This window comes from Gryllotalpicola protaetiae (genome assembly GCF_003627055.1).
Lineage (GTDB): Bacteria > Actinomycetota > Actinomycetes > Actinomycetales > Microbacteriaceae > Gryllotalpicola > Gryllotalpicola protaetiae.
In genome coordinates this window covers 3495800-3520927 of the sequence record NZ_CP032624.1, presented here as the reverse complement: position 1 = coordinate 3520927, position 25128 = coordinate 3495800, and the positions used below count along the sequence as shown (strand labels likewise).

24 protein-coding genes and 2 tRNA genes are annotated in these 25128 nt (G+C 69.1%); 15 read left to right on the top strand and 11 right to left on the bottom strand.

Translation table 11 applies throughout. From position 1 onward, the window contains the following. Window positions 1-33: 33 nt before the first annotated feature. Window positions 34-522 carry an aminoacyl-tRNA deacylase gene (locus D7I44_RS17155; protein WP_120790596.1) on the bottom strand — a complete coding sequence of 163 codons (489 nt, stop codon included), beginning with the start codon at window positions 520-522 and terminating at the stop codon, window positions 34-36. Window positions 523-616: 94 nt separating this feature from the next. Here D7I44_RS17155 and dusB point away from each other — a divergent pair, with 94 nt between their 5' ends. The 8 genes from dusB to D7I44_RS17115 all read left to right on the top strand — a co-directional run bounded on the left by dusB (window position 617) and on the right by D7I44_RS17115 (window position 11377). After that, window positions 617-1744, top strand: coding sequence for a tRNA dihydrouridine synthase DusB (dusB, locus tag D7I44_RS17150; RefSeq protein WP_245979780.1), 1128 nt, complete (start codon window positions 617-619; stop codon window positions 1742-1744). Continuing rightward, entirely contained in the window at window positions 1734-3005 is a 1272-nt protein-coding gene (locus D7I44_RS17145) for a deoxyguanosinetriphosphate triphosphohydrolase (RefSeq protein WP_181445583.1), read from the top strand. Before dusB ends, D7I44_RS17145 begins: the two co-directional genes overlap by 11 nt. Before the next feature lie 62 nt (window positions 3006-3067). Beyond that, on the top strand, window positions 3068-4912 hold the full coding sequence (dnaG, locus tag D7I44_RS17140) for a DNA primase (protein ID WP_120790593.1): 1845 nt from the start codon (window positions 3068-3070) through the stop codon (window positions 4910-4912). 95 nt (window positions 4913-5007) lie between these two features. Further along, on the top strand, window positions 5008-6654 hold the full coding sequence (locus D7I44_RS17135; RefSeq protein WP_120790592.1) for an ABC transporter substrate-binding protein: 1647 nt from the start codon (window positions 5008-5010) through the stop codon (window positions 6652-6654). A gap of 66 nt (window positions 6655-6720) precedes the next feature. Beyond that, window positions 6721-7821, top strand: a complete 1101-nt coding sequence (locus tag D7I44_RS17130) for an ABC transporter permease (RefSeq protein WP_120790591.1) — start codon at window positions 6721-6723, stop codon at window positions 7819-7821. Between the two features lies 1 nt (window position 7822). Then, the gene (locus D7I44_RS17125; protein WP_120790590.1) at window positions 7823-8800 is read left to right on the top strand and encodes an ABC transporter permease; all 978 of its coding nucleotides are present in this window, start codon (window positions 7823-7825) and stop codon (window positions 8798-8800) included. Continuing rightward, complete coding sequence (locus D7I44_RS17120; protein WP_120790589.1) at window positions 8797-10515, top strand: dipeptide ABC transporter ATP-binding protein; 1719 nt, start codon at window positions 8797-8799, stop codon at window positions 10513-10515. Before D7I44_RS17125 ends, D7I44_RS17120 begins: the two co-directional genes overlap by 4 nt. A gap of 10 nt (window positions 10516-10525) precedes the next feature. Next, entirely contained in the window at window positions 10526-11377 is an 852-nt protein-coding gene (locus D7I44_RS17115) for an ATP-binding cassette domain-containing protein (RefSeq protein WP_342768619.1), read from the top strand. Here the strand turns inward: D7I44_RS17115 and D7I44_RS17110 are convergent. Further along, window positions 11339-11411: transfer RNA gene (locus D7I44_RS17110), tRNA-Asn, on the bottom strand. The genes D7I44_RS17115 and D7I44_RS17110 overlap by 39 nt on opposite strands. Window positions 11412-11485: 74 nt before the next feature. Continuing rightward, complete coding sequence (gene def / locus D7I44_RS17105; RefSeq protein ID WP_120791042.1) at window positions 11486-12052, bottom strand: peptide deformylase; 567 nt, start codon at window positions 12050-12052, stop codon at window positions 11486-11488. Between the two features lie 40 nt (window positions 12053-12092). On the opposite strand from def, the gene D7I44_RS17100 reads away from it, so the two are divergent. From D7I44_RS17100 to D7I44_RS17090, 3 genes are all read left to right on the top strand, one after another. Further along, window positions 12093-13010 (top strand): DMT family transporter, encoded by a 918-nt coding sequence (locus tag D7I44_RS17100; protein WP_245979779.1) that lies wholly within the window; start codon window positions 12093-12095, stop codon window positions 13008-13010. A gap of 88 nt (window positions 13011-13098) precedes the next feature. Beyond that, entirely contained in the window at window positions 13099-14319 is a 1221-nt protein-coding gene (locus tag D7I44_RS17095; protein ID WP_245979777.1) for a glycosyltransferase, read from the top strand. Beyond that, window positions 14310-14383 (top strand) — tRNA-Ile (locus tag D7I44_RS17090). Before D7I44_RS17095 ends, D7I44_RS17090 begins: the two co-directional genes overlap by 10 nt. Before the next feature lie 9 nt (window positions 14384-14392). On the opposite strand, the gene D7I44_RS17085 is transcribed toward D7I44_RS17090, so the two are convergent. After that, a complete protein-coding gene (locus D7I44_RS17085; RefSeq protein WP_120790588.1) occupies window positions 14393-14593 on the bottom strand; it encodes a PspC domain-containing protein in 201 nt (66 codons plus the stop codon). A 76-nt stretch (window positions 14594-14669) separates the two neighbouring features. Next, window positions 14670-15578 (bottom strand): LysM domain-containing protein, encoded by a 909-nt coding sequence (locus D7I44_RS17080; RefSeq protein ID WP_162940346.1) that lies wholly within the window; start codon window positions 15576-15578, stop codon window positions 14670-14672. Window positions 15579-15767: 189 nt separating this feature from the next. Here D7I44_RS17080 and D7I44_RS17075 point away from each other — a divergent pair, with 189 nt between their 5' ends. From D7I44_RS17075 to D7I44_RS17065, 3 genes are read left to right on the top strand one after another with little or no spacing between them, the layout of a single operon-like run. Further along, window positions 15768-16280: a P-loop nucleotide/nucleoside kinase family protein gene (locus D7I44_RS17075; RefSeq protein ID WP_245979776.1), complete on the top strand. Its 513-nt coding sequence runs from the start codon at window positions 15768-15770 to the stop codon at window positions 16278-16280. 29 nt (window positions 16281-16309) lie between these two features. Then, window positions 16310-17977, top strand: a complete 1668-nt coding sequence (locus D7I44_RS17070; RefSeq protein WP_120790586.1) for a bifunctional 3'-5' exonuclease/DNA polymerase — start codon at window positions 16310-16312, stop codon at window positions 17975-17977. 29 nt (window positions 17978-18006) lie between these two features. Then, window positions 18007-18843, top strand: coding sequence for a DUF1684 domain-containing protein (locus D7I44_RS17065; protein ID WP_120790585.1), 837 nt, complete (start codon window positions 18007-18009; stop codon window positions 18841-18843). A 129-nt stretch (window positions 18844-18972) separates the two neighbouring features. On the opposite strand, the gene D7I44_RS17060 is transcribed toward D7I44_RS17065, so the two are convergent. Next, the gene (locus D7I44_RS17060; protein ID WP_120790584.1) at window positions 18973-19575 is read right to left on the bottom strand and encodes a PadR family transcriptional regulator; all 603 of its coding nucleotides are present in this window, start codon (window positions 19573-19575) and stop codon (window positions 18973-18975) included. A 165-nt stretch (window positions 19576-19740) separates the two neighbouring features. Here D7I44_RS17060 and D7I44_RS17055 point away from each other — a divergent pair, with 165 nt between their 5' ends. Beyond that, the gene (locus tag D7I44_RS17055) at window positions 19741-20253 is read left to right on the top strand and encodes a DUF3145 domain-containing protein (RefSeq protein ID WP_120790583.1); all 513 of its coding nucleotides are present in this window, start codon (window positions 19741-19743) and stop codon (window positions 20251-20253) included. A 10-nt stretch (window positions 20254-20263) separates the two neighbouring features. On the opposite strand, the gene D7I44_RS17050 is transcribed toward D7I44_RS17055, so the two are convergent. From D7I44_RS17050 to D7I44_RS17030, 5 genes are all read right to left on the bottom strand, one after another. Then, a complete protein-coding gene (locus D7I44_RS17050) occupies window positions 20264-21505 on the bottom strand; it encodes a beta-ketoacyl-[acyl-carrier-protein] synthase family protein (RefSeq protein ID WP_120791038.1) in 1242 nt (413 codons plus the stop codon). 108 nt (window positions 21506-21613) lie between these two features. Beyond that, on the bottom strand, window positions 21614-21862 hold the full coding sequence (locus D7I44_RS17045; protein WP_120790582.1) for an acyl carrier protein: 249 nt from the start codon (window positions 21860-21862) through the stop codon (window positions 21614-21616). Between the two features lie 66 nt (window positions 21863-21928). Next, window positions 21929-22927: a beta-ketoacyl-ACP synthase III gene (locus D7I44_RS17040; protein ID WP_181445581.1), complete on the bottom strand. Its 999-nt coding sequence runs from the start codon at window positions 22925-22927 to the stop codon at window positions 21929-21931. Then, window positions 22927-23841 carry an ACP S-malonyltransferase gene (locus D7I44_RS17035; RefSeq protein ID WP_120791036.1) on the bottom strand — a complete coding sequence of 305 codons (915 nt, stop codon included), beginning with the start codon at window positions 23839-23841 and terminating at the stop codon, window positions 22927-22929. The genes D7I44_RS17040 and D7I44_RS17035 overlap by 1 nt, the downstream gene beginning before the upstream one ends. Window positions 23842-23919: 78 nt before the next feature. Next, window positions 23920-25125, bottom strand: a complete 1206-nt coding sequence (locus tag D7I44_RS17030; protein WP_120791035.1) for a PucR family transcriptional regulator — start codon at window positions 25123-25125, stop codon at window positions 23920-23922. Between the last annotated feature and the right edge of the window lie 3 nt (window positions 25126-25128).

Here is a 25128-nt window from a genome sequence, read left to right as displayed (position 1 = left end):
AGCCTGCGTCGACGGCGTGTGCGAGATCCCGGCTTATTCCGGCTCGGTGATGTCGGCGACGACCGCGCCGAACGACGAGATCAGTGCGTCGGCGGCTACGAAGGCCGAGTAGCCGTGGGCGCCGGCGCCCATCGCGACCCTCTGCCCGATGAGCGTCTCGTCGGCATAGACCGGCCACTCGCGGGCCGACCCGAGCGGCGTGATCGTGCCCCGCTCGTAGCCCGTCGCCTCGAGCGCGAGCGACGCGTCGGGCAGCTGCAGCTTGTTGACGCCGACGAGCGCGCGCAGCTTCGGCCACGAGATCTTCCGGCCGCCAGGAACGAGCGCGAACAGGAAGTCGCCGTCGTGGCGCTTCACGACGAGCGTCTTCACGATGCCGGACGGCTCGATGCCGAGCAGGTGCGCAGCTTCGACCAGCGAGTTCGCGGCGGGGCGCGAGACGACCTCGACGTCGAGGCCGCGGGCTGCGGCATCCGCCTCGACCCTCGCTGTGCCGATCAGCCCGGAGAAACGGTCATCCACAGGCCGCACGCCCTTTCAGCATCCATCTGAGAAACTTGGAGAGATGTCAACCGCCACACTAGTTGCCCCACAGGCACGGGCCGCCAAGCCCCTGATGCTGGGCGAGCACCAGATCGACGTTCCCGTCGTGCTGGCGCCGATGGCGGGCATCACGAACACGGCGTTCCGGCGCCTGTGCCGCGAGTTCGGCGTCGGCCTCTACGTCAGCGAGATGATCACGAGCCGCGCGCTCGTCGAGCGCAACGCCGAGACGATGCGGCTCATCGGGCACCACCCGAGCGAGACCTTCCGCTCGGTGCAGCTCTACACGACCGACCCGGTGACGGTCGGCGACGCGGTGCGCGTCATCGTCGCCGAGGGTCTCGCCGACCACGTCGATCTGAATTTCGGATGCCCGGTGCCGAAGGTCACCCGCAAGGGCGGCGGCAGCGCGCTGCCGTGGAAGCTCGGGCTGTTCCGCGAGATCGTCGAGAGCGCGAAGTCCGCGGCCGAGCACCTGCCGCTCACGGTCAAGATGCGCAAGGGCATCGACGACGAGCACCTCACCTACCTCGACGCGGGCCGCATCGCGCAAGACGCGGGAGTCGCCTACGTCGCCCTGCACGGCCGCACCGCCGCCGACATGTACTCGGGGCACGCCGACTGGTCGGCGATCGCGAACCTCAAGAACGCCCTCGACATCCCGGTGCTCGGCAACGGCGACATCTGGTCCGCCGACGACGCGCTGCGCATGATGCGCGAGACTGGCGCCGACGGCGTGGTTGTCGGGCGTGGGTGCCTAGGGCGGCCCTGGCTCTTCGGCGACCTCGCCGCGGCGATGCAGGGGGAGTGGCACGAGGGCGCCGGGATCCATCCGTCGCTCGGCGCCGTTGCTCAGGCCTTCCGCCGGCATGCCGAGCTGCTCGTCGAGTTCTTCGAGGACGAGGGGCGCGGCTGCCGCGACATCCGCAAGCACGTCGCCTGGTACTTCAAGGGCTACCCGGTCGGCGGCGAGCTGCGCGCCAAGCTCGCGACCTCGTCGAGCCTCGCCGAGATCGACGAACTGCTCGCGACGCTCGACTGGAACGCACCGTACCCGGGCGAGGGCGCGGAGGGTGCCCGCGGCCGACAGGGCAGCCCGCGCATCCCGTCGCTGCCCGACCGCTGGCTCGAATCGCGCGAGCTCGACGGCGTGACGCGCGCTGACATGTCCGCCGCCGAGGTGCACAACAGTGGCGGCTGAGCCGCGCGCCGCCGGGCCGTCCTCCTCCTACGGCGAGTTCGACACCGAGAGGTGGCTGCCCGAGGAGCACTCCAACCGCCGCAGCGACTTCGCCCGCGACCGGGCCAGGCTCTTCCACTCGAGCGCGCTGCGTCGCCTGGCCGCCAAGACCCAGGTGCTCAGCCCGACAGTGGGCCTCGACTTCGCCCGCAACCGGCTCACGCACTCGCTCGAAGTCGCCCAGATCGGCCGCGAGCTCGCGACGAACCTCGGCCTCAACCCCGACGTCGTCGACACGGCCTGCCTCGCGCACGACCTCGGCCACCCGCCGTTCGGCCACAACGGCGAGCGGGCGCTCTCGGAGTGGGCCGAAGACATCGGCGGGTTCGAGGGCAACGCGCAGACGCTGCGCGTCGTCACCCGCCTCGAGCCGAAGGTGTTCGGCCACGACGGGCACCCCTACGGGCTCAATCTGACCCGCGCGAGCCTCGACGCGTCCACCAAGTACCCGTGGCCGATCCAGCAGGCCGTCGAAGACCCGTCCGGCCGCGCGAAGTTCGGCTTCTACGCCGATGACACCGCGGTGTTCGAGTGGCTCCGCGTCGGCGCGCCCGACCGGGTGCGCTGCATCGAGGCGCAGGTGATGGACCTCTCCGACGACATCGCCTACTCGGTGCACGATTTCGAGGATGCCGTGGTGAACGGCTTCATCGACGTGGACGTGCTGGCCTCGGCATCCGATCACAACGCTCTGATGCGCAAGGTCAAGGAATGGGTGGGCAACGAGTTCACCCTCGACCAGCTGGAGGCCGCGTATCAGCGGCTGCGCGCCATGGAGCAGTGGATCCACTCGTGGGACGGCTCGCGGCTCGCGCAGGCGCAGCTCAAGAACCTCGCCAGCCAGCTGATCGGCCGCTTCGCCCGCAATGCGACGGTCGCCACCCGCTTGGCCTACCCACGGCCCAGCCTCACGCGCTACGGGGCGCAGATGGTCGTCCCCGCCGACGAGGCCGCCGAGATCGGCGTGATGAAGGGCCTCACCGCCGCGTTCATCATGAGCAACAACGACCGCCAGCCCGTCTACCGACGTCAGCGCGAGCTTCTCACCGGCCTCGCCGACGCTCTGCTCGCGACCGGCCCGCAGAACCTCGACCACGGCTTCGCCGAGGACTGGGCGAAGGCGGCCGACGACGCAGGACGCAAGCGGGTCGTGGTCGATCAGGTCGCGAGCCTGACCGACCAGAGCGCGATCGCCTGGTTCGAACGCCTCGTGCAGCAATGACCGGTCGCCGAGGACCCGCGTAGCGGCGTCTCCAAACGACCACCGACCGTAGGATCGAACTCATGCCCGGCCTCATCCGTCACAGCGACATCGATGAGGTCAAAGCGCGCACGAACATCGCCGACGTCATCGGCGAATACGTCTCGCTGAAGCCGGCTGGTATCGGCTCGCTGAAAGGCCTGTGCCCGTTCCATGACGAGCGCAGCCCCAGCTTCAATGTGCGGCCCCAGCTGGGCTTTTACCACTGCTTCGGCTGCAACGAGTCCGGCGATGTCTACAAGTTCATCCAGACGATGGACCACGTGCCGTTCGCTGAGGCCGTTGAGCGGCTGGCCGCCCGCATCGGCTACCAGCTCAGCTACGAAGACGGCGGCAACGCGAGCGAAGACCGCGGCACGCGGGCACGGATTCTTGCGGCGAACAAGGCCGCAGAGGAGTTCTACACCGCCCGCCTGACCGCCCCGGACGCCGAGCCCGGCCGCCGCTTCCTGGGCGAGCGCGGCTTCGACGCCGCCGCGGCCGCCCGCTTCGGCGTCGGCTACGCCCCGAAGAGCTGGGACGAGCTGACCAACCACCTCAAGGGCAGAGGCTTCAGCCTCGACGAGCTCGCCGCAGCGGGCCTCGTCTCGCAGAACGACCGCGGGGGAGCGTACGACCGCTTCCGCGGCCGCGTCGTCTGGCCGATCCGCGACGTCACGGGCACAACCCTCGGCTTCGGGGCGCGACGCCTGTTCGACGACGACAATGGCCCCAAGTACCTCAACACGCCCGAGACGGCGGTCTTCCACAAGGCGCAGGTGCTCTACGGCCTCGACATCGCCAAGCGCGACGTCAGCAAGGGCAAGCAGGTCGTCGTCGTCGAGGGCTACACCGACGTGATGGCATGCCACCTCGCCGGCATCACGACAGCGGTCGCCACCTGCGGCACCGCGTTCGGCGCCGACCATGTCCGGCTGCTGCGCCGCGTGCTCGGCGACGAGGGCGGCGAGGGGCAGGTGGTCTTCACCTTCGACCCCGACGCCGCAGGGCAGAAGGCCGCCGAGCGGTCCTTCACGGTGCTGCAGGAGCAGCGCATCGCCGCGCAGACCTACGTCGCCGTCGGACCGGACGGGCTCGACCCGTGCGACCTGCGGCTCGCGAAGGGCGACCAGTCGGTCGTGCAGATGATCGCCGACAAGAAGCCGATGTTCGAGTTCATGCTGCGCCAGGTGGTGGCACGCTTCGACCTCGACACCGTCGAGGGCCGCGTGGGCGCGCTGCGTGCAGGGGCGCCTATCGTGGCAGGCATCCGCGACCCTGCGCTGCGCCCCGGCTACACCCGGGAACTCGCGCGTATGACCGGCGCCGAGCTGAGCGAGGCCCAGAGCGCCGTGCGCGCGTTCTCGAATCGGGCGAGGCAGGCGACGGATGCCGCACCGCAGCTGCCGACGGAGACGGTGACACTGGCCGACCTCGGCCGCGACCCGATCACGACGACCGAGCGCCAGGCGCTCATGGCCGTTCTGCAGCTGCCAGAGGCGGTCGGCCGCGACCTCGTGGGCCGCGCGGTGCAGGCGCGCTTCTCGAACCCGACGCTTGAGCTCGTGAAGAGCGCGGTCGCCGCGAACGTGGACGCGTTCGGCGCGGCCGACTGGTTCGCGCGCATCCGCGCAGAGCTGCCCGATCAGTTCCGGCCGATCGTCGAGCAGCTTGCGCTGTCGCCGATCCCGGAGCGCAGCGAGGAAGCCGCGAAGGTGTGGGCGAAGGCGATCGTCGGCTCGCTCATCGAGAAGGACATGGTGACGCTCAAGGCCGAGCTGCAGAGCCGGCTGCAGCGCACGGACCCGTCCGATTCCGACTCGCGCATCGCGATCAGCCGGGCCATGGCAGAGCTCGAACTCGAGCGCAGGCGGCTGCGCGGGGAGTAACGGTCCCGCATCCGGTTAACAGGCACGAAACAAGGTCGCGCTTATGGTGTGAAGATCACATTCCTCACCAACACCTAGAAAGTGAGTCCTGCGGCATGAATTCCGTTTCGGCTCGTCGCGCCCGTTTCGTGGTCGCGACCGCCTCTCTCGCAGCGGCGACGCTCATCCTCACCGGCTGCTCCGGTGGCAAGTCCGGAGGCTCGAGCGACTCGGGCTCTGCGGCGAAGAGCATCACGGTCGGCACGACCGACACGATCACCTCGCTCGATCCGGCCGGCTCGTACGACAACGGCTCGCTGTCGGTGCAAGTGAACGTCTTCCCGCTTCTCTTCGACTCGCCCTACGGCAGCCCCGACGTGAAGCCCGACATCGCCGAGAGCGGCAGCTTCGTCGACCCGAACACCTTCGAGGTCAAGCTCAAGCCGGGCCTCAAGTTCTCGAACGGCCACGACCTGACCGCGTCCGACGTGAAGTTCACGTTCGACCGTCAGCAGGCGATCGGCAAGTCGGGCGCCGACGGCGGCAACGGCCCGAGCTCGCTGCTCGCGAACCTCGACACGACCACCGTCAAGGACGACTCCACGGTCGACTTCCACCTCAAGGTGCCGAACGACCAGACCTTCGAACAGGTGCTGTCGAGCGAGGCCGGCTTCATCGTCGACGAGCAGGTGTTCAGCCCGACGAAGCTCACCCCCGACAACGACATCGTCAAGGCCGACGCGTTCGCCGGCCAGTACAAGATCACGAGCTACAAGGTCAACCAGCTCATCGAGTACAAGAAGTACTCGGGCTACAAGGGCCTGCTCGCCCCCGCAAAGACCGACACGATCATCGCCAAGTACTACAAGGACGCCTCGAACCTGAAGCTCGACGTGCAGAGCGGCAACATCGACGCCGCCTATCGCAGCCTCTCCGCGCAGGACGTCGACTCGTTGAAGAGCAACAAGAACGTCACGGTCACCACCGGCCCCGGCGGCGAGATCCGCTACATCGCGTTCAACTTCAAGACGCAGCCCTTCGGCACCGGCCAGACCGACGCCGACCCGGCCAAGGCTCTCGCCGTGCGCCAGGCCGTCGCCGACCTCGTCGATCGCGACGCGCTGAGCAAGCTCTACAAGGGCACCTACACCCCGCTGTACTCCTACGTTCCGGACGGCCTGACCGGCGCCAACACCGCCCTCAAGGGCCTGTACGGCGACGGCAACGGCGGCCCCGACAAGGACAAGGCGGCCGCGACCCTGAAGGCTGCGGGCATCACCTCGCCCGTCAAGCTGGACATCACCTACAACAGCGACCACTACGGCCCCCAGTCCGGCGACGAGTACGGCCTGATCAAGGACCAGCTGGCCTCGAGCGGCCTGTTCGACGTGACCGTCGCGGGTGTCGAGAACGTGCAGTTCTCGAAGGACGCCCCGAACGACGGCTACCCGGTCTTCCAGCGCGGCTGGTTCCCGGACTACGCCGACGCGGACAACTACCTGACCCCGTTCTTCCCCCAGGGCGGCTTCCTGCACAACCACTACGACAACCCGCAGGTCGACGCGCTCATCACCAAGGAGCTCGGCGACACCGACAAGGATTCCCGCGCCAAGACCATCGGCGACATCCAGGACCTCGTCGCGAAGGACGTCGACACCGTGCCGCTGCTGCAGGGCACCCAGGTCGTCGTGACCGGCAAGGACGTCAAGGGCGCCGTGCTCGACGCCTCGTTCAAGTTCCGTTACGCGACGCTGAGCAAGTAAGACAAACTGTGCCTGGGGGCGGCCGTCAGGCCGCCCCCTTGCACTGCCCCGGAAGGACCCGTGTCTATGACGACACAGCCAGACAGCATCCCCTCGCCGCTCGCCCCGGCACCCGCGCAGCCGCGCGGCGCCGCGCTGCGCAGCGGCGGCGGACTGATCCGCTACCTTGTGGTGCGGTTCCTGCTGATCTTCCCGACGATCTTCATCCTCGTGACGGTCGTGTTCTTCCTGATGCGGGCCACAGGCGACCCGATCACGGCGGCGCAGGGCGGCCGCCTCGCGCCTGCCGAGCTCGCGCGGCGCATCCACGCCGCCGGCTACGACCGCCCGCTCATCGTGCAGTACCTCGACTTCCTCGGCGGCATCGTCCACGGCGACTTCGGCACCACCTACTCCGACCACCAGCCGGTGACCACCGTGCTGGTCACGTACGGCACCGCGACGCTCGAGCTCGCGTTCTACGCCCTCATCGTGGCGTTCATCGTCGGCATTCCGCTCGGCATGCTCGCCGCCTCGATCCGCGACCGCTGGGGCGACGCGATCCTGCGCGTGCTCGCGATCGTGTTCTACGCGACCCCGATCTTCTTCTCCGGCCTGCTGATGAAGCTGGTGTTCGCGATCAAGCTCGGCTGGCTTCCCGTCGACGGGCGCGCCTCGACCGGCACCGAGCTCGAGCTGCAGCTGCTGCCGCACCCGACAGGCATCTACTTGATCGACGCGTTCCGCACCGGCGACCCGGACGCCGTGGGCGACGTGCTCATGCACGCGATCCTGCCCGGCGTGGCTCTCGGCCTGCTCACGGCCGGCGTCTTCCTGCGCCTCGTGCGCACCAACGTCATCGGAACGCTCAACACCGAGTACGTCACCGCGGCGCGAAGCCGCGGCGTCAGCGAGTTCCGCCTGGTCACCAAGCACGCCTACCGGCCGGCGCTCATCCCGATCATCACGGTCATCGGCCTGCAGATCGCGATGCTGCTCGGCGGCGCGGTGCTCACCGAGACCACCTTCGAGTGGAACGGTCTCGGCTACCAGCTGAACCACTACCTGCAAGCTCGCGACTTCGTCGCCGTTCAGGGCATCGTCGCCCTGCTCGCCGTCATCGTGGCCGTCGTCAACTTCATTGTCGACGTGATAGCCGCGTTCATCGACCCGAGGGTGAGGTACTGAGATGACCAGCATCCTCATCAAGCGCCGCGGCGCCTGGCTCGACAGCGTCCCGCTCGCGAAGCAGGTGCGCCAGAGCGTCGGGGTGCAGCGCTTCATGCTCGTCACGGGCATCACGATCACCGGCGTGTTCGTGCTGATCGCGATCTTCGCGCCGCTCATCGCCCCCTACGGCTTCGCCCAGCTGCGCGATTCCCACGGCGTCTTCCCGCAGCAGGCGGCCCCGTCGGCCGCGCATCCGTGGGGCACCACGGTCGCCGGCTACGACGTGCTGAGCCGCACCCTATGGGCATCTCAGACCGCGCTGCTCGCGATCATCGTCGCGGTCGTGCTCTCGCTCGTCCTCGGCGTGCTGCTCGGCCTGCTCTCCGGCTATTTCGGCGGCCCACTCGACCGCGTGCTCGTCGTCGTGTGCGACGCGATCTACGCGTTCCCGACCCTGCTGCTCGCGATCATCGTGTCGATCATGATCAGCCACGGCCAGTCGGGCCTGTGGAACGGCGTGTTCGCGGCGGGCATCTCGATCACGGTCGTCTATATCCCGCAGTACTTCCGCGTCGTGCGCGCGGAGGTCGTGCGCATCAAGGCCGAGGCCTACGTCGAATCCGCCAGGGTCCTCGGCACCAGCAATTTCCGCATCATCTTCCGCCATGTGCTGCGCAACTCGGTGCGCACCCTGCCGCTCATCATCACGCTGAACGGCACGGATGCCTTCGAGACGCTCGCCGGCCTGGGCTTCCTCGGCCTGGGCATCGAGCCGACGGCGGCGGCCGAGTGGGGCTACGACCTGCAGAAGGCCGTGTCCGATGTGACGAGCGGAATCTGGTGGACCGCGCTGTTCCCGGGCCTCGCGATCGTGCTGCTCGCCCTCGGCATCTCGCTCATGGGCGAGAGCCTCAACGACCTCGCCGACCCGCGGCTGCGCCGCCGTGGGGCCGCGAGCGAGGCGGCCGAGGCCGATGAAGAGGAGGTCATGCTGTGAGCAGCGTCGTCGACATCACCGATCTGACCGTCCGATTCGCGACGGATGCCGGATCGGTCGCCGCGGTCCGCGGCGTCAGCCTCTCGGTCGAGCCGCGCGAGATCGTCGCGATCGTGGGCGAGTCCGGTTCGGGCAAGTCGGTCACCGCCAAGACGATCCTGGGCATGCTGCCCGAGACCGCGACCACCGGCGGCGCCGTCGTGCTGCGCGGCCGCGACTCCGAACTCGGCGTCGACATCGTGCGCCTCGACAAGAACCGGCTGCGCAGCATCCGCGGCCGCGACGCCGCCATGGTGTTCCAGGAGCCGTCCACCGCGCTCAACCCCGTCTACCCGATCTGGTGGCAGATCGCAGAAGGGTTGCGCGCACACGGCAGAGTGAGCCGCAGGCAGGCGCGCGAGCGCTCGATCGAGATCCTGCGCCGCGTCGGGATCCCGGAGCCGGAGAAGCGCATCGACTACTACCCGCACGAGTTCTCGGGCGGCCAGAAGCAGCGCATCGTCATCGCGATGGCGCTCATCCTCAACCCGAGCCTGATCATCGCCGACGAACCGACCACGGCGCTCGATGTGACGGTGCAGGCCGAGATCCTCGACCTGCTGCGCTGGTGCCGCGACGAATACGGCTCGTCGATCGTGCTCATCACCCACAACATGGGCGTCGTCGCCGACCTCGCCGACCGCGTCGCGGTGATGTACCAGGGCGAGATCGTCGAGCAAGCGGACGCCACGACGCTGTTCGCCGCGCCGCAGCATCCGTACACCCAGTCCCTGCTCGCCGCCGTGCCGCGCGTGGGCGCCGGTCATTCGCAGCTGACGGTGAGCGAGAGAGCGGCGGATGCCTCGGCCGCAGCCCCCTCCGCCGACGCCGTCGTCCGCGCCCACGAGCTCGAGATCACCTACCCTGGGCGCCTCGGCCGCGCGGGCTTCCGCGCCGTTCGAGGGGTCGATTTCGCGATCGCACCCGGCGAGGTGCTGGGACTGGTGGGGGAGTCCGGCAGCGGCAAGACGACCATCGGCCGCGCGATCGCGGGTCTCACCCGCGTCACAGGCGGCTCGCTGTCGGTGCTGGGGCACGAGATGCTCGGCATCCACGAACGGGACTTCCGGCCGGTACGCAAGGACATCGGCTTCGTGTTCCAGGATCCGGCCTCGAGCTTCAATCCGCTGCTCACCATCGGCGACGCCATCGCCGAGCCGATGCTCGTGCACCGCTCGGTGTCGTCTGCGGCGGCAGCCAAAGCGCGCGCCCGCGAGCTGCTCGGCGCGGTGCAACTGCCGGAGGAGTACGCCGACCGCTTCCCGCACGAGCTCTCCGGCGGTCAGCGGCAGCGCGTCTCGCTCGCCCGCGCCCTTGCGCTCCGGCCGAAGCTCGTCATCTTCGACGAGCCGACCTCTGCGCTCGACGTGTCGGTGCAGGCGCGCGTGCTGGAGCTCATCACGCGGCTGCAGGCCGAGTTCGGCTTCGCGGGTTTGTTCATCAGCCACGACCTCGCCGTAGTCGACCTCATCGCGACCCGGATCGCGGTGATGCACACGGGTGAGATCGTCGAGTCGGGACCCAACGCGCAGGTGCTCGGCTCACCTCAGGACCCGTACACGCAGAAGCTGCTCGCGTCGCTGCCCGTCCCCGACCCGGTCGCCCAGGCGGCGCGCCGGGCCGAGCTGAAGGAGCTCGCGGCCCAAGCGGCTCACGTCGTTGGATCGGCTCAGTAGTCTCGGAAGCGTGAAGACGCACCCGAGGGCGGACCGGAGCCCGATCGTCGTTCAGGACCTCTCGGCGCAGTACGGCACCAAGGGGAGGGTTGGCGGCTATGCCCTGCGCGGCGTGAGCTTCGAGGTGCGGGCCGGCGAGGTGCTGGGGATCCTGGGGGAGTCCGGCGGCGGCAAGAGCACGCTTGCGCGCATCCTCGCCGGAGAGCTCGTGCGGAAGGGACCCGGCGGCCACGACATCCGCATCTCAGGCGGGGATGCCTTCGTGAACGGGGTGGCGCTGCGTACGATCTCGCAGGTCAAGCGGAACCGGCTGACGTTCCACACGGCGTATCTGCCGCAGGATGCGAACGACCGGCTCGAGCGCACCTCGACGGTCGCCGAGTTGATCCAGCAGCCGATCTTCGCCCGTGACAAGCGCTTCGACCCGCAGTCGGCGCAGAACCGCGCTCTCACGGTTCTCGATGCGGTGGGACTTCCGCTGGCCGTCATGGACAGGTACCCGTACGAACTGTCCGACGGGCAGCGGCAGCGCGTCGCGTTCGCTCGCTCGTTGGTGCTCGGACCGAACGTGCTGATCGCTGACGAGCCCACGGCCGGCATCGACGTCACGGTGCGCGACACGGTGCTGCGGGTGATCACGCAGCTGCGGCAGGACCCGAAGTTCGCCGGCATCGTCATCACGCACGATCTCGCGGTGCTGCGACAGCTGGGCGCGAAGGTCGCTGTCGTGCACGACGGCGTGATCGTCGGCTACGGCGAGATCGCTGCGGTGTTCGGAAACCCCGAACACGCGTACGTCAGGAAGCTGGCGAGAGCCCTAGGGCTCCCCGGCTTGGACTCGAACCAAGAACCTATCGGTTAACAGCCGATTGCTCTGCCAATTGAGCTACCGAGGAATGCGGCCCGAGAGACCGGGCAACGACGACTAGCTTAACCGGTCGAAACCGCGCTCTCCAAATCGGGCACGCGCTCAGCCTTCGAGCTGATCGACGCCCGGCTGCCACGCCTGGCCCGGCACGCCCCAGCCGCGCTTCTTGCTGATCTTCGACCACTCCTTGTCGAACGGGCGGGGCAGGCGGTCGAGGTACAGGATGCCGTCGAGGTGGTCGTATTCGTGCTGGAAGATGCGGGCGAGCCAGCCCTCCGCCTCGATCTCGAACGGTTTGCCGTCGAGGTCGACCGCGCGCAGGATCGCGGCGGGGGAGCGCCGCAGGGGGAACCGCTCGCCGGGGAACGAGAGGCAGCCCTCGATCTCCTCCTCGTCATCTGCAGCGCCGACCGGCGTCGGCTGGATCCACAGCACGGGGTTGATCGCGACGCCGCGATGCTCGACGTCGTCCTCGTCGGTCCAGCCGAACACGAACAGCCGCTTGTTCACCCCGACCTGGGGCCCTGCGAGGCCGACGCCGGGCGCGGCATCCATCGTCTCGTACATGTCGGCGACCAGCCTGCGCAACTCCTCGTCGAACTCGGTGACGGGCTCGGCGGGCGCGTGCAGCACGGGCTCACCCTGGATTCGGATCGGGAGTACGGCCATTCGCCCAGGATATCGGCGGTGCGTCCGGTACCTTTCTCACGTGTTTGCCGCTGATATCGGGCTCGAACCTCTCGGCCTTGACCCCCGACAGTTCATCGGCATACCCATCGCGCTGGTCGGCGCGGTCTTCCTGTCGATCGGCGCGCAGCTGCAGCATCGCGGTGTCGCGAAGGTCGAGGCGGCGAGCGATGCGGATGCCGCGCAGGGCGGGCTCAACTTCGGTCAGTTGCGGATGCTGCTCGGCCGCCCCAGCTGGGTGACCGGCACCCTGATGCTGGGCGCGGCGATCGTGCTGCAGCTCACGAGCCTCGCATTCGCACCGCTCATCGTCGTGCAGCCGCTGGGGGCGTTCGCCCTGGTCGTCACGGCGATCGTGAACTCGCGCGTCACGAAGCAGAAGCTCAACCCGCTGACCATCCTCGCGATCTGTCTGTGCGTCGCCGGCGTCGGCGCATTCGTGCTCGTCGCGGCGTTCCAGGCGCGCGAGGTGCCGATCACCGAGCGCGAGCTGGTCCAGGTGCTCGTCATCCTGTGCTGCGTGCTCGTGCTCGCGGCCGTCATGTTCGTCGTCTTCCGGAAGCGGATGCGCGCCCTCGTGTACGTGATCGGCGCAGGCATCCTCTACGGATTCGTCGCCACACTCGCGAAGGTCGTCATCGCGCGTGTCGAGCAGCGGGAGTTCGATCTGCTCACCGGCGTGTGCATCGTGGCGCTCCTCGCCGCGGTGGCACTGGGCGCCTACTTCGTGCAGAACGCCTACGCGTCCGGGCCGCCCGACCTCGTGATCGCGGGGCTCACCGTGATCGACCCTCTCGTCGCGGTCACCATCGGTATCGCGATCCTCAACGAGGCCGCACAGGTGGAGCTGTGGGCAGCGGTCGTGTGGATGGTCACCGGCGCGATCGCCGTCGCCGGCGTGTTTCTTCTCGCCCGTCACCACCCCCAGATGTCGTCATGATCAGGGGTGTCCCCGAGGTGCCCGGCGAAACACGTGCCTAGACTGGTGCGCCATAACCCCTAGTCCCACCCCCAAGAGGTTTCCCTACGTGACCGATTCGAGCGACGAGCAGTCGCAGCCGCTGACGATCCTGCTGGGCTGTGACACCTTCGCCCCCGATGTGAACGGCGCCGCCCGTTTCGCCGAGCGCCTGGCCGCAGGACTCGTGGAGCGCGGCCACACCGTGCACGTCATCGCGCCATCGCAGACTGTGTTCCGCACCGGTCATTGGGATGAGACGCACGCGGGCGCACGCCTGCACATGCACCGGCTGTTCAGCCTGCGCTGGTACCCGCACCCGTGGCTGCGCTACATGATGCCGTGGACGATCCGGCGCAACACGTCGCGCATCCTCGACCAGATCAAGCCCGACGCTGTGCACTTCCAGTCCCACTTCGTCGTCGGGCGCGGCTTGTCGGTGACGGCGCGCTCGCGCGGCATCCGCGTGGTCGCGACGAACCACACCATGCCCGAGAACATGATCGAGCACACGACGCTGCCGAAGTTCATGCAGCCGGCGCTGCTCAAATGGGCCTGGTGGGACGCGACGAAGATCCTGAAGCGCGCGGATGCCGTCACAACGCCCACCCGGCGCGCGGCCGACTACCTCGAAGAGGCGACCGGGATCACCGGTGTGCATGCCATCGGCAACGGCGTGCGCGTCTCCGACTACACCCCCGATTTCGAGCACCGCGGAAGCCGCATCGTCTTCGTCGGCCGGATCACGGGCGAGAAACGGCTCGAGGTCCTCGTGCACGCGGTCGCGCTGCTTCCCAAGTCGCTCGACTGGTCTCTCGAGATCGTCGGCGACGGCGAACAGCGGCATCATCTCGAGCGGCTGGCCGCGCAGCTCGGGGTGGGCGAGCGGGTGACACTCGCCGGCCTCGTGTCGGACGCCGAGCTCAAGCAGGCGTACACGCGTGCTGACGTGCTTGCGATGCCGTCGACCGCCGAGCTGCAGTCCATCGTCACGATGGAGGCGATGTCGTCGGGTCTGCCCGTCGTCGCGGCCGACGCGATGGCCCTGCCTCACCTCGTCCATGACGGCGAGAACGGATTCCTGTTCCGGCCCGACGACGCGCAGGACCTCGCCGCGAAGCTCGAGAAGATCCTGACGCTGCCCGACGAGGAGTTCACCCGTATGAAGAAGGCGTCGCTGCGGCTGATCCAGGCGCACGACATCGAGCGGACGCTAACGACCTTCGAGTGTCTGTATCGTGGAAAGCCGGTGGTCGACCCTGTAACCGAGGAAGTCACCGAGGGGCGGTAGCTCAGCCGGTTAGAGCAGGGGACTCATAATCCCTGGGTCGCGGGTTCAAGTCCCGCCCGCCCTACATCCCTCCCTAGACGGCGAGAGGCTGCCGGTGCTCGGAAGGGATGAGCACCCACATCGCCAGGTAGATGATGAACTGCGGGCCCGGCAGCAGGCACGACAGCAGGAACAGCACCCGGACGGTGGTCGGGCGGATGCCGAAGCGGCGGGCGAGCGCGGCGCAGACGCCGGCGATGATGCGGCCCTCAAATGGTCGTTCGAGATTGTTCATGACTACAGCTTCGTCACGACCCGGTCACGCCACCATCCGGGAAACCCCCTAGCGCACCCCGATCTTCTCCGAGCCCTCAGAGGCTGTCCGGGTCGAGGTTCAGCGTCGTGTCCTCATAGAGGTACTGCTGGGCGCCGAACACCTCGAGGTTCTTGTTGAGCCAGATCAGGTCCTCGACCGAGATGCCGAAGCGCGCCGCGACGACCGAGGTGACGTCGCCGTCCGCGACCTTGTAGGACTTCGGGGCGCCGCTGGCGGTCTTCGCGGTGACGGCTCCCGCGGCATACGTTCGCGCACCGCCGTCGACCGGGTGCACGTTCGACTGCCGCACGGGAATCGACCAGTGCAGCGTGTTGACGGCGAGCACCTTGTTCGGGCCGAGTTCGATCGGCACCCCGTCGGGGGACGCCACCGACGAGTACGTCACGAGGGTGGTCAGATACTTCGGCTGGCCGACTGAGCCGAGGGATGCGGTCGTCGAGGTCGCCGAGCTGGTGGGGCCGCCGAGCTGGTGGTCGCCGACTCCGTGCCAGGTGAGTCCGTCGCCCACCTTGGGCGGGATGTCGATGAGCGTCGCCGAGACCGGCACGGGCACCGTCGACGTGAAGCCCGAATACTGCGCAGAGTAGGTGTTGTCGCCGTTCGCGACGACCCGATAGTGGTAATGGATGCTGCCCTTCGGCGACGCGACATCGCCCTGCGCGACGACGGTTCCGGCGGGGACCGGCGTCAGTGTCGGCGCAGGAACCGGCGTCGAGGCGGGCTCGGGCGTGGCAAGGTGCGACATCGCCGGGTTCGGCGCCTCGGTGGGCGTGAGCGACGGTGTCGGCGTCGCAGACGGAGTCGCGGTCACGTGCACGGTCGGGCTGTGAGCGGTGGTCTTCGCGTGGCTCGGAGCGGCGAAGCATCCGGCAAGTGCGATCGTGACCGCAGCCGCAACGGCGACCGCGAGCACACCACGTCGCGTCGCTGCGCCGAACCTCATTCGTCCCACATCTTCGGATCCTAGTCGGGCGACTATGCGGGCAGGCGAGTGTGTTGCATCAGTTCACATAACCGGAACGAAATGCCTATTGGGTGTCCTCCTAATAGGGGCCATTCCGATAGCCCGGTTCTTCGAGGACGAACATGACCCAGCGCCCGCGCATGCGCACGCCTTGCTACCGTGGCGGGCATGCTGATCGCGATGGCCGGCCTCCCCGGAAGCGGGAAGAGCGCCATCGCATCTGAGCTCGCCCGGCGACTGCCCGCCACCCACCTCGCCGTCGACGAGCTTGAGGACGCCATGCTGCGGGCGGGTCTGCGCAACAGCTACGAGGTCGGGCTCGCGGCATACCTCGGCGCAGAAGCGCTCGCAGAGGCCAACCTGCTCACCGGCGCCCACGTGGTCGTCGACGCGGTCAACGACCACCCGTATGCGCGTGGCCAGTGGTTCCAGCTCGCCGAGCGTGCCGCCGTGCCGCTCGCATTCGTCGAGGTGCTGTGCAGCGACGTCGAACTGCACCGCCAGCGCCTGGAGCACCGGCAGCGTCCGTTCACGGCGCTGCCGGAGCCGACGTGGGAGTCCCTGCTGCCGCGGCGCGCCGCGCTCGAGCAGTGGGGCGACGACCGCATCAGGGTTGACACGGCCAACGGCAACCCTGCGGCGCTCGCGACACGGATTCTCGAGCGGCTCGCCCAGCACTGAATGTCGGTGATGTGTTCGATAATTGAACCGTGCACATTGTCCTCGACCGGCGCCCAGACGGCGGGGTGGCGGCGACCGAGCTCGACGCGGCCGCGATGCCGCACAAGGCTGTCGAGCTTGAGGCATCCGCCCTCATCGCCTATGTGCGCGATCGCGAGGCCGAGCATCCGCGCTGGGTCTGGTCGAGCACGGCGCACTGGTATCCGGCCCTGCTCGCTGCCGGTGTGCGGGTACAGCGCTGTGTCGATCTCGCGCTGAGCCATCGGATTCTGCGCACGTCGCTCCTGTCTGCCGCGTCCGAGCTGGCCGGCGAGGCCGCCACCAGCTGGGACGACATCGCCCGCCTGGCCGCCGCCCCGCTCGCTGAGCCGTCGGCTCCGGCGCTGTTCGACGTCGTCGAGCCCGCGACTGCCGAATCGCTCGACCCGGTGCGCGAGTTCCAGGCGCAGCAGGCCGCGACACCGGGCGGCCCGCTGCGCCTGCTGCTCGCCGCAGAGTCCGCGGGGTCGCTCGTCGCGGAGGAGATCAGGTTCACCGGCATGCCGTGGCGAGCCGACGTTCACGACCGCGTCCTGACCGAGTCGCTCGGGCCGCGCGCGTTCGACGGTCGCCGCCCGGCGCGGCTCGAGGCGCTTGCTGCGCAGATCCGCGAGCTGCTGGGTGCCCCCGGTCTCAATCCCGATTCGCAGCCAGAGCTGCTCGCGGCGCTGCGCCGAGTGGGGCTCGATGTCACCTCGACGAGGAAATGGGAGCTGCGCGAGCTCGACCACCCGGCCATCGCGCCACTGCTCGAATACAAGAACCTCTACCGGCTCTTCACGGCCAACGGCTGGGCATGGCTCGACACCTGGGTGCGCGACGGGCGGTTCCGCCCCGATTACGTCGTGGGCGGCGTCGTGACCGGCCGCTGGGCGACGAGCGGCGGTGGGGCGCTGCAGCTGCCGAAGAACATCCGGCGCGCTGTCGTGGCCGACCGCGGGTGGAAGCTCGTCGTCGCCGATGCGGCGCAGCTCGAGCCGCGTGTGCTCACTGGGTTGGCGTCGGATGGGGCGATGGCGGATGCCGGGCGCGGCCGTGACCTCTACGACTCGGTCGTCGCTGCCGGCGTCGTCACGAGCCGTCACGAGGCGAAGGTCGCGATGCTCGGCGCGATGTACGGCGCGACGACAGGGGATTCGGCCCGGCTGATGCCGGGTCTGCGGCGCGCGTTCCCGCGCGCGATCGCCCTCGTCGACCACGCTGCGGAGCAGGGCGAGCGCGGCGAGCAGGTCGTGAGCAGGCTCGGGCGCACCTCGCCGCGGCCGGGCGCGTCATGGCGCGAGGTGCAGGAGCGCGCCAGCCAGCCCGGCGCGTCGGCTGCCGACGAACGCCGCGCACGGTCGCAGGCGCGCGACTGGGGCCGCTTCACGCGCAACTTCGTCGTGCAGGCATCGGCCGCGGAATGGGCCCTGTGCTGGATGGCGGAGCTCCGCCTCAGGCTCGCCGAGGTCGGCGACGGCAGCCTCGACGGCGCGCCTCATCTCGTGTTCTTCCTGCACGACGAGATCATGGTGCACACGCCTGAGCAATTTGCGCCGCAGGTCGAGCGGCTCGTGCGCGGGGCCGCTGCGCAGGCGGGGCGCCTGCTGTTCGGAACATTCCCCGTCGACTTCCCGTTGCAGATCGCGACGGTCGACACGTACGCAGATGCGAAGTGACCGCGCCACCCCGACCTAGGATCGAGCCCATGACTGACCTCACCCCCGCAGAGCGCCTGGCCACCTTCCGCAGCCGCCGTGAGCAGTCGGTCAAACAGCCGCAGGGCAGCCTCGCGCTCGTGAACACGCAGTGGATCACGGGCGACCCCGAGGGCGCCCAGACCGTCTACGGCGTTGCGGGCACCTACTATCCGTTGCCCGCCGGCGAGAAGGGGCTGCGCCTCGTCGCGACGGCCGCCGACGGCATCCGCGTCGACGACGAGCCCGTCGACGGTGAGCTGATCATCTCCGCCAAGGACGGCGAACGCCCAAGCGCCATCGTCTTCGACGACCACACGACGGGCACGGTCATCGTGAACGAAGCCGGCACCGAGTACGCGTTGCGGGTGTGGGACGCGAAGTCCGAAGACCTCGAGAACTTCGGCGGCATCGATGCCTACGGCTACGACCCCGAGTGGGTCATCACGGCGAAGTTCACTCCGGTCGAGGGCCTTTCGGTCGGCTTCGAGCACATCAAGGACGAGGGGGAGGAGCGCGAGACCGCGATCCCCGGCGAGATCACCTTCGAGAAGGACGGCGTGGCCTACAACCTTGCGGCCTTCAAGTCGGGCCGCGCCCTGCAGCTCGTCTTCGCCGATGCGACCAACGACGTCGAGACCTATTCCGTCGGCCGGTTCCTGTTCGTCGCCCCGAACCCTGACGGCACCATCACCCTCGACTTCAACCTCGCGATCCTGCCGCCATGCGCGTTCAGCTACCAGTTCAACTGCCCGCTTCCGCCGAAGCAGAACCGCTTCACCGTGCCGATCCGCGCCGGCGAGAAGAACGCGCTCAACAAGGCGGGCGAGCTGCTACACGCGTTCTGAGCGCTCACGCGCAGCGAGAAGTGCCGAAGTGCTGTCTCACTCGATGCTGGACGACATCGCGGCACTTCTCGGGGTGGCGTTCAGTCTGCCCGGGTGACTGACCTCTGTCGAGGTGAAGAACCCGAGTGCTCACGACTGCACCGCCTTTGCCGGGCGGCCGCGTTTCGGTACCTCGGTGTTGAGCGGCAGCGGCCCCGCGACCCCTGCGGCGACCGCGCGGGCGAGGCGCCCCTCGGCGTGGTCGAGCCAGCCCAGCTCGCCATCGATCTGGAAGATCTGCGCGTCGACGAGCAGCAGGTACGCGAGGTCCTCGGGCGACTTCGGCTCGTCGATCGCGTCCTTCGTGCGCGTCAGGTCGCGCAGCAGCGTGAGCGTAGCCGCCCGCTGCACCTGGATGACCCGGGCCACGTCGACCCCCGGCAGGGTCGCCGCGACCGCCAGCTTGATCGCGAGCTCGTCGCGTGCGGCCGTCTGACGCTCGACGGGGGAGGACAGCCAGGATGAGACGGCGTCGCGCCCGGCATCCGTGATCTCGTAGTAGGCGCGGCCCTCACGATCGCTCTCGCCCTTGGCGACCAGACCGTCGCGCTCGAGCCGTTCGAGGGTCTGGTAGATCTGACCGACGTTGAGCGGCCAGGTTCCGCCGGTGCGGCGGTCGAACTCGGCGCGCAGCTGGTAGCCGTAGCACGGCCCCTGATCGAGGATGGCGAGCAGGCTCTGACGAACTGACATGAGGTATGTATATACCGAGTAATTGCATACCGGCAATGCCGACACGCATGCCACGCGAATTACGCGCTTGGAATTCGTGTCCGTGCTATGTGACAATGCCCATGTCGACATCGACGCCGTTCATCGGTCGGAGGGGAAGCCGCACCGGAACGAACGGAGAATGCGATGACGGCACTAACTGCACAGGCCAGAGGGGTGCTCTTCGTGCACTCCTCACCCCGCGCGCTCTGCCCTCACCTCGAATGGGCGGCAGGCCGCGCGCTCGGTCGCGCTGTGAACTTCGACTGGGCCGAGCAGCCCGTGCTGCCCGGCACCATGCGCGCCGAGTTCTACTGGGAGGGCGACATCGGTACCGGCGCCGCCCTCGCGAGCGCGCTGCGCGGCTGGGACGACGTGCGCTACGAGGTCACTCAGGACCCGACCGCGTCGACCGACGGCGCGCGCTACCTGCACACCCCGGCGCTCGGCATCCACTTCGCCCAGACCGACACGGCGGGCAACGTCGTCATCCCGGAGGACCGGATGCGCTACGCGATGGAGCTCGCGGGAAGCGACGCGCTCGCTCTGCACCGCGAGCTGCACGCCGCGCTCGGGCAGGCGTGGGACGACGAGCTCGAGGCGTTCCGGCACGCGAGCGACGACAACCCGGTGATCTGGCTGCACTCGTTCGCGGGCTGACCCACGCGGGCTACACGCTCTTGAACGCCACCACCGCGTTGTGGCCGCCGAAACCGAACGAGTTGCTCACCGCGGCGAGATCGCCGGCCGGCAGCTCGCGCGGCGAGGTGACGACGTCGAGCACGATGTCGGGGTCCTGGTTCTCGAGGTTGATCGTCGGCGGCGCGATGCGATCGCGGAGCGCCAGCACCGTGAACATCGCCTCGAGCGCGCCGGTGCCGCCGAGCAGGTGACCGGTCGACGCCTTGGTCGCGCTGACCGCGACCGAGTCGAGGTGGTCGCCGAAGATCGCTCGCAGCGCCTTGTACTCGGCGATGTCGCCGACGCCCGTCGAGGTGGCGTGCGCGTTGACGTGGACGATGTCCGAGGTCGAGAGACCGGCCTGCTCGAGCGCGAGCTTCGTGGCGCGGGTGGCGCCGAGGCCCTCGGGGTCGGGCGCGGTGATGTGGTACGAGTCGCTCGTGATGCCGCCGCCGGCGACCTCTGCGTAGATCTTCGCGCCGCGCGCCGTCGCGTGCTCCTCGGTCTCGAGGATGAGAGCCGCAGCGCCCTCGCCCATGACGAAGCCGTCGCGGTCGCGATCGTAGGGCCGCGAGGCGCGGGCCGGGTCGTCGGCGCGCGTCGAGAGCGCGTGCATGGCGGCGAACGACGAGACGGTGATCGGGTGGATGCAGGACTCGGAGCCGCCCGTGATGACGATGTCGGCAAGCCCTTGCTGCAGATGGTCGTAGGCGTTGGCGAGCGACTCGGTGCTCGACGCGCAGGCCGAGACGACGGTGCGGGCGCCCGCGCGGGCGTTGAGGTTCATCGAGACCGCGGCGGCCGGGCTGTTCGGCATGATCATCGGCACGGTCATCGGCATGACGCGGCGGGGGCCGCGCTCGCGCAGCACGTCCCATGCGTCGAGCAGCGTCCACACGCCGCCGATGCCGGTGGCCCAGTCGACGAGCAGGCGGTCGGGGTCGAAGTCCTCCACACCGGCGTCCGCCCATGCCTCACGCGCCGCGATCAGCGCGAACTGGGCGGACGGGTCGAGGCGCTTCAGCTCGACACGCTCCATGACTTCCTCGGGGCGCACGAGCGCCTCCGCCGCGAAGTTGACGGGCACCTGGTACTTCTCGACCCACTCGTGCTGCATGGTGCGCGTGCCTGAGGCGCCGGCCAGCAGCGCCTGCCACGATTCGGGCGCGGTGCCGCCGAGCGGTGTGGTCGCGCCGATTCCGGTGACGACGATCTTCTTCGGTCCCACGATGATCCTTACTGCGTTGCTGACGGACTGCCCACCGCGCGCGGTGCGCAAACGACGACGCGGTCGACTCTGACGCCCGTCAGACGCCGACCGCGTGCGAAGTGATGGGGCTCAGGCCCCGGCCTTGACGATGTAGTCGACGGCGTCGCCGACGGTCTTGAGGTTCTTCACCTCGTCGTCGGGGATCTTCACGTCGAACTTGTCCTCGGCGTTCACGACGATCGTCATCATCGAGATCGAGTCGATGTCGAGGTCGTCGGTGAACGACTTGTCCAGCTGAACGGAGTCGGTGGCGATGCCGGTCTCGTCGTTGATCAGCTCGGCCAGGCCGGCGAGGACATCTTCGGTGGACAGTGCCATTTGGGTTCTCCTTGGTGGTGTCGTGTGACCGCCCACAAGCTTAGTGAACGGCAGATGTTTGAACGGCTAGGGCAGGACCACGACCTGCGCCGCGTAGGCGAGGCCGGCGCCGAATCCGATCTGCAGGGCGAGCCCGCCCGACAGCTCGGGGTGCTCGGCGAGCAGCCGATGGGTCGCGAGCGGGATGCTGGCGGCGCTCGTGTTCCCGGTGGTCGCGACGTCGCGCGCGATGACGACTGACGCGGGCAGGGCCAGCTGGTCGGCGAACTCGTCGATGATGCGCATGTTCGCCTGGTGGGGGATGAAGGCGGCGAGATCGGATGCCTGGATGCCGGCCGCCTCGAGGGCGCGGCGTGCGACCTTTGCCATCTCCCACACCGCCCAGCGGAAGACGCTTGGGCCCTCCTGGCGGATGTGCGGCCAGCCCGCCGTGCCGTCGCGGAACTCGAGCAGGGTGTTGCTCATGCCGACCGCGCCGGCGCGCGAGCCGTCCGAGCCCCACACGGTCGCCGAGATGCCGGGGATGTCGCTCGGACCGATCACGGCGGCCCCGGCGCCGTCGCCAAGCAGGAACGAGATCGAGCGGTCGGCGGGCTCGATGATGTCAGAGAGCTTCTCGGCCCCGACGACGAGCACATGCTTCGCGGCGCCTGCGCGGATCAGCGCATCGGCCTGAGCGACCCCGTAGGCGTATCCGGCGCATGCGGCGCCGAGGTCGAACGCGGCGGCCGGGGTCGCACCCACGCGATCGGCGAGCACAGCCGCCATCGAGGGCGTCTGCACCGGGTTGCTGATGGTCGCAACGAGCACCGCGCCGAGCTCGGAGGCAGGGACACCGCTCTTCTCGATGGCTTCGCGCGCGGCATCCGTCGCCAGATCCACCGCCTGCACCTCACGCGAGGCCCGCACACGGGTCTCGATGCCGGTGCGCTGCCTGATCCACTCGTCGGAAGAGTCGATCGGCCCGACGAGGTCGTCGTTGGGGACGACCAGATCGCCGCGCGCGGCGCCGACGGCGAGGATGCGCGTGAACCGCGGCCCCGTCGACTGGACGAGGGTCGGCATCAGGCGCTGCCCTCGATGAGCTCGACGGCTGCCGTGATGTCCTCGGGGGCCTTGATGGCGACGGTCGGCACGCCCTTCAGGCCGCGCCGCGCGAGGCCGACGAGTGCGCCGCCCGGGGCGAGCTCGATGAGGGCGGTAGCTCCGGCCGCCGCGAAGGCCGCCATATCGAGGTCCCAGCGCACCGGGCTCGCGACCTGGCCGACGAGCAGCTCGAGGAAGGCGGAACCGGAGGTGACGACCGAGCCGTCCTTGTTGGTCCACAGCGTGATCGCGGGATCGGCGGGGGTGAACGCGGATGCCTGTGCGCGCAGCACCTCGCGAGCGGGCGCCATGAAGCGGGTGTGGAAAGCGCCGGCGACCTGCAGCGGCACGACGCGAGTGCCGCGCAGCGGCTCGTCGGAGAGCTTCGCGAGCGCGCTGAGCTCACCCGCGACGACGATCTGCCCGCCGCCGTTGTAGTTCGCGGCCTCGAGCCCGAAAGCCGTGACGTGCTCGACGACCGCGTCCTGATCGCCGCCGAGGACGGCGCTCATGCCGGTCGGCACCGCGGCCGCGGCATCCGCCATCGCCAGCGCGCGGGTGCGCACGAAAGCGAGCGCGTCCGCTTCGCTGAGGACGCCGGCGATCGCCGCTGCGGTGATCTCGCCGACGGAGTGGCCGGCGGCGGCGCCGATCTCGACCCCGGCTGCGCGCAGCGCGCGGGCCGTCAGCAGACCCGCGGCGACGATGAGCGGCTGCGCGATCGCCGTGTCACGGATCGTGTCGGCGTCACTGACCGTGCCGTGCGCGATGAGATCGACGCCGATCGCGTCGGACCAGCCTGCGACGAGCTCGCGCGCTGCGGGGTCGGCGATCCAGGGCTCGAGGAATCCGGGGGTCTGGGAGCCCTGGCCGGGCGCGACGAAGACGATCACGCCTTCCATCTTGCCGAAGCCGACGGACGTCTGACTGGCGTGTTCCAATGAAGAAACCGCGAAGGCTTTATCGAACCCCTACAGTCGGCGGCGGCGGTTGCTGCCGTCGGGCTCGGCGATCGCGCCGATGATGAGCGCCGACTGCAGGATCAGCGCCTCTCGGGCGCCGGTCGCATCCCATCCGATGACATCGCCGACCCGCTTCAGCCGATAGCGCACGGTGTTCGGGTGCACGAACAGCTCGCGCGCCGTGGCCTCGAGACTGCGGCCGTTGTCGAGATAGCTCCACAGCGTGTTGAGCAGCTCGGGGGAGTGCGCCTTGAGCGGCTGGTAGATGCGGTTCACGAGCGTCGAGCGCGCGAGGGGGTCTCCGGCGAAGGCGCGCTCGGGCAGCAGGTCGTCCGCATGCACGGGGCGCGGGCAGGTGCGCCACGCCTTGGCGACGGCGAAGCCCGCCAGCGCGGCCTTCGCGCTCTTCGACGCGTCGACGATGCTCGGCACGGCGTGGCCGAGCACGAGGAATCCCGGACCGAAGTTGGGCTCGAGCTGCGTCGCGATCTCGAGGAACCCGATCGGCTCCGGCGTCGAGGCCGCCTCTTCGTCCTCTCCGTGCGCCGGCGCGCCCGCGCGCCCGATCACCACGACGAGACGGCTGCCCTGCACGCCGATCAGCACATCGGCGCGCAGATGCCGCGCGGTGCGGCGGATCTGGTCGACGTCGAGCATGCGCGGTGCGGTGCCGACGAGCACTGCGACCTCGCCGCGCCCGTGCCAGCCGAGCGCCGCGATGCGGCTCGGCAGCTCGTCGTCGTACTCGCCGGTGAGGATCGAGTCGACGACGAGAGCTTCGAGCCGGGCATCCCACAGCCCTCTCGACTCCGCGGCGCGCGCATAGACGTCAGCCGAGGCGAAGGCGATCTCGCGCGAGTAGATCAGGATCGCGTCGCGGACGATCTCGCCGCCGTCCTTGGCGCGGTCCTCCACGACGGAGACGACGACGCGGATCAGCTGCAAGGTCTGCTGCAGACTGATCGAGCGCAGCAGCTCGCGCGGGGCAGAGCCGAACACGTCTGAGGCCACCCACGGAGTCGCCGTTGGGTCCTCGAACCAGTCGATGAACGACGTGATGCCCGCCTGGGCGACCAGCCCGACCGCCGAGCGCCTGCCCGGCGGCATCTCGCTGAACCAGGGGAGGGTGTCCTCCAGCCGCTTCAGTGTCGCGCTCGAGAGCTCGCCCGAGATCTTGCGAAGCCAGGCGAGCGTCTCGTCCTTGGTGCGGCGCACCGC